This is a genomic window from uncultured Fibrobacter sp. (assembly GCF_937877005.1).
Classification (GTDB): domain Bacteria; phylum Fibrobacterota; class Fibrobacteria; order Fibrobacterales; family Fibrobacteraceae; genus Fibrobacter.
The window spans coordinates 1-5,084 of the sequence record NZ_CALEFV010000265.1 but is presented as its reverse complement, the minus strand read 5'-3'; the positions used below and the strand labels follow the sequence as shown (position 1 = coordinate 5,084).

The following is a 5,084-nucleotide window of genomic DNA, read 5'->3' as shown; positions in this document are numbered from 1 at the left end:
GCTGCCCAAAAAGCATTATCTGCAGAAATGCCAGGTAGTGGAACAGCATCAGGAAAAACAATGCCAAATGGGAATACAGCAGAAACATCTGAAAAGAAAAAGAATCCGAAGGTTTTTGATGCCGTGGTAGATGGCAATCGAAACGGTATTTTAAAAGAAGTGGAAAAGGAACTTGCTTTTTGTACCAAACCGGCAGACATCATTGATCAGATGCTGATTCCTGCAATTAATAAGGTTGGCGATTTGTTTGATAAACAGATTTATTTCCTGCCTCAGCTCATTTCTTCCGCATAAGCCATGAAGAGGGAAAGGACCTGGAATTCATACCCATAAACAACACTGACAGCGTCAAGCTTGACGATCTCGTAGGCTATGAGATCCAGAAGAAGCAGGCTGACGGAGCAGGTGCGATGATCTCATTCGTTCTTAACGACAAGTACGATTACAAGAAATTTTTCGAGCAGCTTCAGCTTATAACGCTCGCAGAAAGTTTGGGCGGTGTTGAAAGCCTCGTATGCCATCCGGCTACCATGACCCATGCCTCTATTCCGAAGGAAATTCGTGAGAAGGTGGGCATTACCGACGGACTCATTCGTTTGTCTGTAGGTATTGAAAAAGTCGATGACATTATCTTGGATTTGAACGCCGGCATTAACGCCGCGAAGGAAGCGTAATATGCATTACTATGAATCAATGCAATCTTTAATCGGGAAGACTCCGCTTGTAAAACTTAACCATGTCGGGCTCCCCGAAGGCGTAAACCTGTTTGCGAAACTGGAACTCTGGAATCCCTCGGGCAGTGTGAAGGACCGCACCGGCCTTTACATGGTGAACGACGCGATTGAAAAGGGGCTCCTGAAACCGGGTGGAACCATTGTCGAAGCCACCGCAGGCAATACAGGCCTCGGCATCGCTTTCGCAGCGCTCAACCGCGGCATCCGCGTGATATTCGTGGTGCCCACCAAATTCTCGCAAGAAAAGCAGACGCTCATGCGCGCCCTCGGTGCAGAACTCATCAACACCCCACGTGAAGACGGAATGCTCGGCGCCGAAAAGAAGGCCGAAGAACTCCTGACGCAAATTCCGGGCTCTGTTTCGCTCAGGCAGTTCCGCAATATGGCAAACCCGCTGGCCCATTACGAAACCACCGGCCCCGAAATCTACGAAGATTTGGACGGACAAATCGACTACGTGGTCGCAGGCGCAGGCAGTGGCGGCACCTTCAGCGGAATCCTTAAGGCGCTCAAGGAAAAGAACCCAAACATCAAGGGCGTGCTCGCAGACCCCATCGGCTCTACTATGGGCGGCGGCGAGCATGGCGACTACAACATCGAAGGAATCGGCAATGACTTTATCGCCGACACCATGGATATGTCGCTTGTGGATCAGGTCATCAAAATCAACGATGACGACGCTTTTGGCGGCGCTCGCGAACTCGCCAAGAAAGAAGGACTCATTGCAGGCTCCTCTTCAGGTGCCGCGTTCACCGCAGCCAAGAAACTCATCGCCTCGGGCGCACGCGGAAACATCGTGTTCGTAGCCCCCGACCGCGGCGACCGTTACTTTAGCAAGGGATTGTATGAGTAAAAGTCACTAGTTGATATTACCTCTGTCTTCAAAACTCCACCAGGTTGGTGGAGTTTTTTTGATGTAGATGTAATAGTTTTCTTTTATAACAAACCATAGTTAAATAGTATGTGTTTATGCCTTGAAAAGGGCGAATTCTTATTCTATCTTAAAGCCTACAAAAATGGTAGGGAATAAAACCTAGCATAACAAAACAAACGGTGCGAAGCACCACAAGGAGAGTATAAACAATGGCTAGAGTACATTTAAAACAACCGAATGAATTGACTGGCGAAGCAAAGGCGGCTTACGAAAAGTTGGATGCTGCTGGCAAGGTGACCAACATGAAGTTGGTAATGCTCCAGGATTACGGTATCTACAAGGCTTTCATGGGCTGGTACGATGCTTGGGAAAGCCTCGAAAAGGCGGTTGGCCTGCGTGCGGCAACGATTTTTGCACACTCGGTTTCTACGACGAACGGCTGCCTTCTCTGCTCGCTGTTCTTCATTAGCGATTTGAAGGCTCTGGGGCTTGATCCGAACAACTTCGAAACTTCGGAAAACGAAAAGCTTTTGCAGCAGCTGGGCCAGCAGATCGTGAAGGATCCGACAAAGGTTCCTGACGAACTTTTCGAAGGACTGCGCAAGTTCTATACCGACGAACAGATTATCATCATCGTGGGCTTTGGCGCTCAGATGCAGGCGACGAACAACTTCAATTCTGTCTTGGGTGTTGACGTTGACAAGCGTCTTCTGCCTTTGAAGGAACTGTTCAAGCCCGCTACTTGGAGAGAAAATATCAAGTAATTTGTACTCTCCGTACAACCTGGCGCTCCTGGAAATATTCGAAGTCCATTTTCAGGGGCGCCTTTTTTTGAAAGAGGTATTTGCGATGAAGAACAACTACAAAGTTTATTTGACCGCCCTGCTCGCATTTGGCTTTGCCCTGTTGGCCGGAGCATGCGGTAACGAAAAAGCGGAAAAACAGGAAGCCCCGCAGGCAGAAAAATCCCAGTTCAAGTTCGGTACTTTGGAACTCCCGATTTTGGACGGTTCCTTGTGCGGTGCGCCTTTCTACGTGGCTAAGGAAAAGGGATTCTTTGCCGAAGAAGGAATTGATGCCAAGTTGATCGCCGCTGATGGCGAAACGCGTAAGCTGGGCCTTAGCAAGGGCACTTATGCGCTCACCAATTCCGACTTCCAGTTTTTCCAGGCGATTGAAAACGGCGTCGATATCAAGATTGTCGATGGTATTCACATCGGTTGCATCAAGGTGCTTGTAAAGAAGGGTTCGCCCTACAAGACTGCTGCTGATTTGAAGGGCAAGAAGATTGCTGTCGATGAAATCGGTGGCACGCCGCATCAGGCTGCAAGCCTTTGGCTCTCGCTGGGTGGCGTTTCGACCAAACCCGAAGATAACCAGGTGCAGTTCTTGCCTTATGCCGATGGCAACTTGGCTCTTGAAGCTTTGGAACAGGGCCAGATTGATGCCGCTGCCATTTGGGATCCGCTCGCTTCTGCTTACGAAAAGTCGGGCAAGGCCGACGTGATTATGGATGTGGCGAAGGACCCGGTGTTTGACGGTCGCTACTGCTGCTTCATTTATGTGTCTGCCAAGATTCTGAAGGAAGAACCGGCAAAGATTGCAGCGCTCTTGCGTGCGATTCACAAGGCCGAAGCCTGGATTGCTGAACACCCCGAAGAAACGGTTGACATTATTGCCGAAGGCAAGTATTCCGAAATCGAAGACAAGCCGCTGGCTGTTGAACTGATTAAGAGTTACGTGTACACTTCGCTGGAACAGCGCAAGACTCTTGGCCGCGACGTGAAGGGCGACTTGCGTTACTTTAGCGAACAGCTCAAGAAGATTGGCTACCTCACGCAGGATCCCGACCAGTTTGTCGCGAACCTGTACGAAGAAGTCGATTTGAACAAGTAATCGAAATTCCTTGTTGCTTAGCGCCCGCAAGGGCGCATTTTTAAAAATTTTACGGAGAGTTGAATGAACATTGTTTTGACGATTTCAGGTTTCCTGATCGCCTTCTTGGTAAACTTGCTTTTTCCGCAGGTGGCCGAAAATGTGCGAATCAAGGAATATGTTTTTGGCGGGTTGAGAGTTGACGACAATTTGGCATACCGCTTAGTTTTGCTTGCCATTATTGCCTATTACGCGGTCTATACGGTGGTGCTGTTTGTCCGCAAGGCGAGTGCAGATAAGGTGGCAAAATTTTTCGCGGGCGCGAAGTTCCGTTTCGCGGTTGGCTTGGCTCTTGCGGCATGGGATATTCTCGGAACCAAGTTGCTGTTTTTGCCGCAGCCGTTTTTCCCTGGGCCTGCGATTATTATGGATGCCTTTATTGGCGATACCAAATTCATTTGGCAGAATACACTTTACTCGTTGCGCCTTTTTGTAGCCGGATTTTCGGTGGGCGTGGTGACGGGTGTGTTGACTGGTGTGCTGATTGGTTGGTATCCGAAGGCTCGCTACTGGATTTTGCCGGTGCTCAACATTTGCGGCGTGATTCCGGCAGTGGCATGGATGCCTTTTGCCTTGACGCTTTTCCCGACTTCGTTTGCGGCGGCGACTTTCTTGATTGCGATTTGCTCCTGGTTCCCGGTGGCGACCATGACGGCCGACGGGGTGCAGGGTACGCCGAAGTCGTTGTTTGAACTTTCGCGCACTTTTGGCGCGGGGCAGCTGTACCAGATTTTCCATATTGCGATTCCGCATGCAATGCCGCAGATTTTTACGGGCATTATGACGGCGGCTGCGTTTGGTTTTACGACGCTCGTGATGGCCGAAATGATGGGGCAGCCGGGTGGTCTTGGCTACTACATCAATACTTCGAAGGTGTGGAGTGCGTATTATAAGGTGTTTGCGGCGATTGTCGTGATGGCTGTGCTGTTCTCGGCGATTTTGAAGGTGGTTGGCGTGGTGCAGCGTTATGTGCTTCGCTGGCAGAAAGGCGTTGTACGATAGGAGGCTTTGATGACGGATATTTTAGATAAAGAAAAAATCTTGAAGATTCGTGATGTAAACCGTTCCTTTATCGATGAACGCACGGGCGAGCCGCGGCAGATTTTGAAAGATATCAATCTTTCTGTTTTTGAGGGCGAATTCATTTCGATTCTGGGCGCATCGGGTTGCGGCAAGACGACGCTTTTGCGCTTGATTGCTGGGCTCGACCCGGTTCAAGAGGGCAAGATTATTCTTGATGGCGAACCGGTGCATGGGCCCGATTCCAAGCGCGGTTACGTGTTCCAGCAGGGTTGCCTTTTCCCGTGGCTCACGGTAGAAGACAACATCGCGATGGGTCTCAAGATTCGGGGCGTTTACAAGCAGAATAAGGATAAGGTTCACGAATTTATCGAAAAAATCGGTCTTGGCGGATTCGAAAAGAATTTCCCGCACCAGATTAGTGGTGGTATGGCGCAGCGCGTGGCAATTGCACGGGCGCTGGTGAGCAATCCTTCCATACTGCTGGCGGATGAACCCACCGGCGCACTGGACCAGAAGAC

The 5,084-nt window shown here is 50.0% G+C and carries 6 protein-coding genes and 1 pseudogene; all 7 read left to right on the top strand.

What is annotated here, in order from left to right; all coding sequences use genetic code 11:
- Window positions 1–294, top strand: a 294-nt coding sequence (locus Q0628_RS11825; protein ID WP_298771239.1) for a B12-binding domain-containing protein, incomplete at its 5' end; no start/stop codon positions are given.
- Between the two features lie 62 nt (window positions 295–356).
- Window positions 357–674 (top strand): annotated as a pseudogene (locus Q0628_RS11820) (PLP-dependent transferase); the annotation flags it as partial.
- Window position 675: 1 nt separating this feature from the next.
- Window positions 676–1,587: a PLP-dependent cysteine synthase family protein gene (locus Q0628_RS11815; protein WP_298771238.1), complete on the top strand. Its 912-nt coding sequence runs from the start codon at window positions 676–678 to the stop codon at window positions 1,585–1,587.
- A 230-nt stretch (window positions 1,588–1,817) separates the two neighbouring features.
- The gene (locus tag Q0628_RS11810; RefSeq protein ID WP_298771237.1) at window positions 1,818–2,372 is read left to right on the top strand and encodes a hypothetical protein; all 555 of its coding nucleotides are present in this window, start codon (window positions 1,818–1,820) and stop codon (window positions 2,370–2,372) included.
- A gap of 85 nt (window positions 2,373–2,457) precedes the next feature.
- Window positions 2,458–3,504 carry an ABC transporter substrate-binding protein gene (locus tag Q0628_RS11805; protein ID WP_283428698.1) on the top strand — a complete coding sequence of 349 codons (1,047 nt, stop codon included), beginning with the start codon at window positions 2,458–2,460 and terminating at the stop codon, window positions 3,502–3,504.
- Window positions 3,505–3,567: 63 nt separating this feature from the next.
- Window positions 3,568–4,545, top strand: coding sequence for an ABC transporter permease (locus Q0628_RS11800; RefSeq protein WP_298771236.1), 978 nt, complete (start codon window positions 3,568–3,570; stop codon window positions 4,543–4,545).
- Window positions 4,546–4,554: 9 nt separating this feature from the next.
- The coding region (locus Q0628_RS11795; protein WP_298771235.1) for an ATP-binding cassette domain-containing protein at window positions 4,555–5,084 on the top strand (530 nt) is incomplete at its 3' end.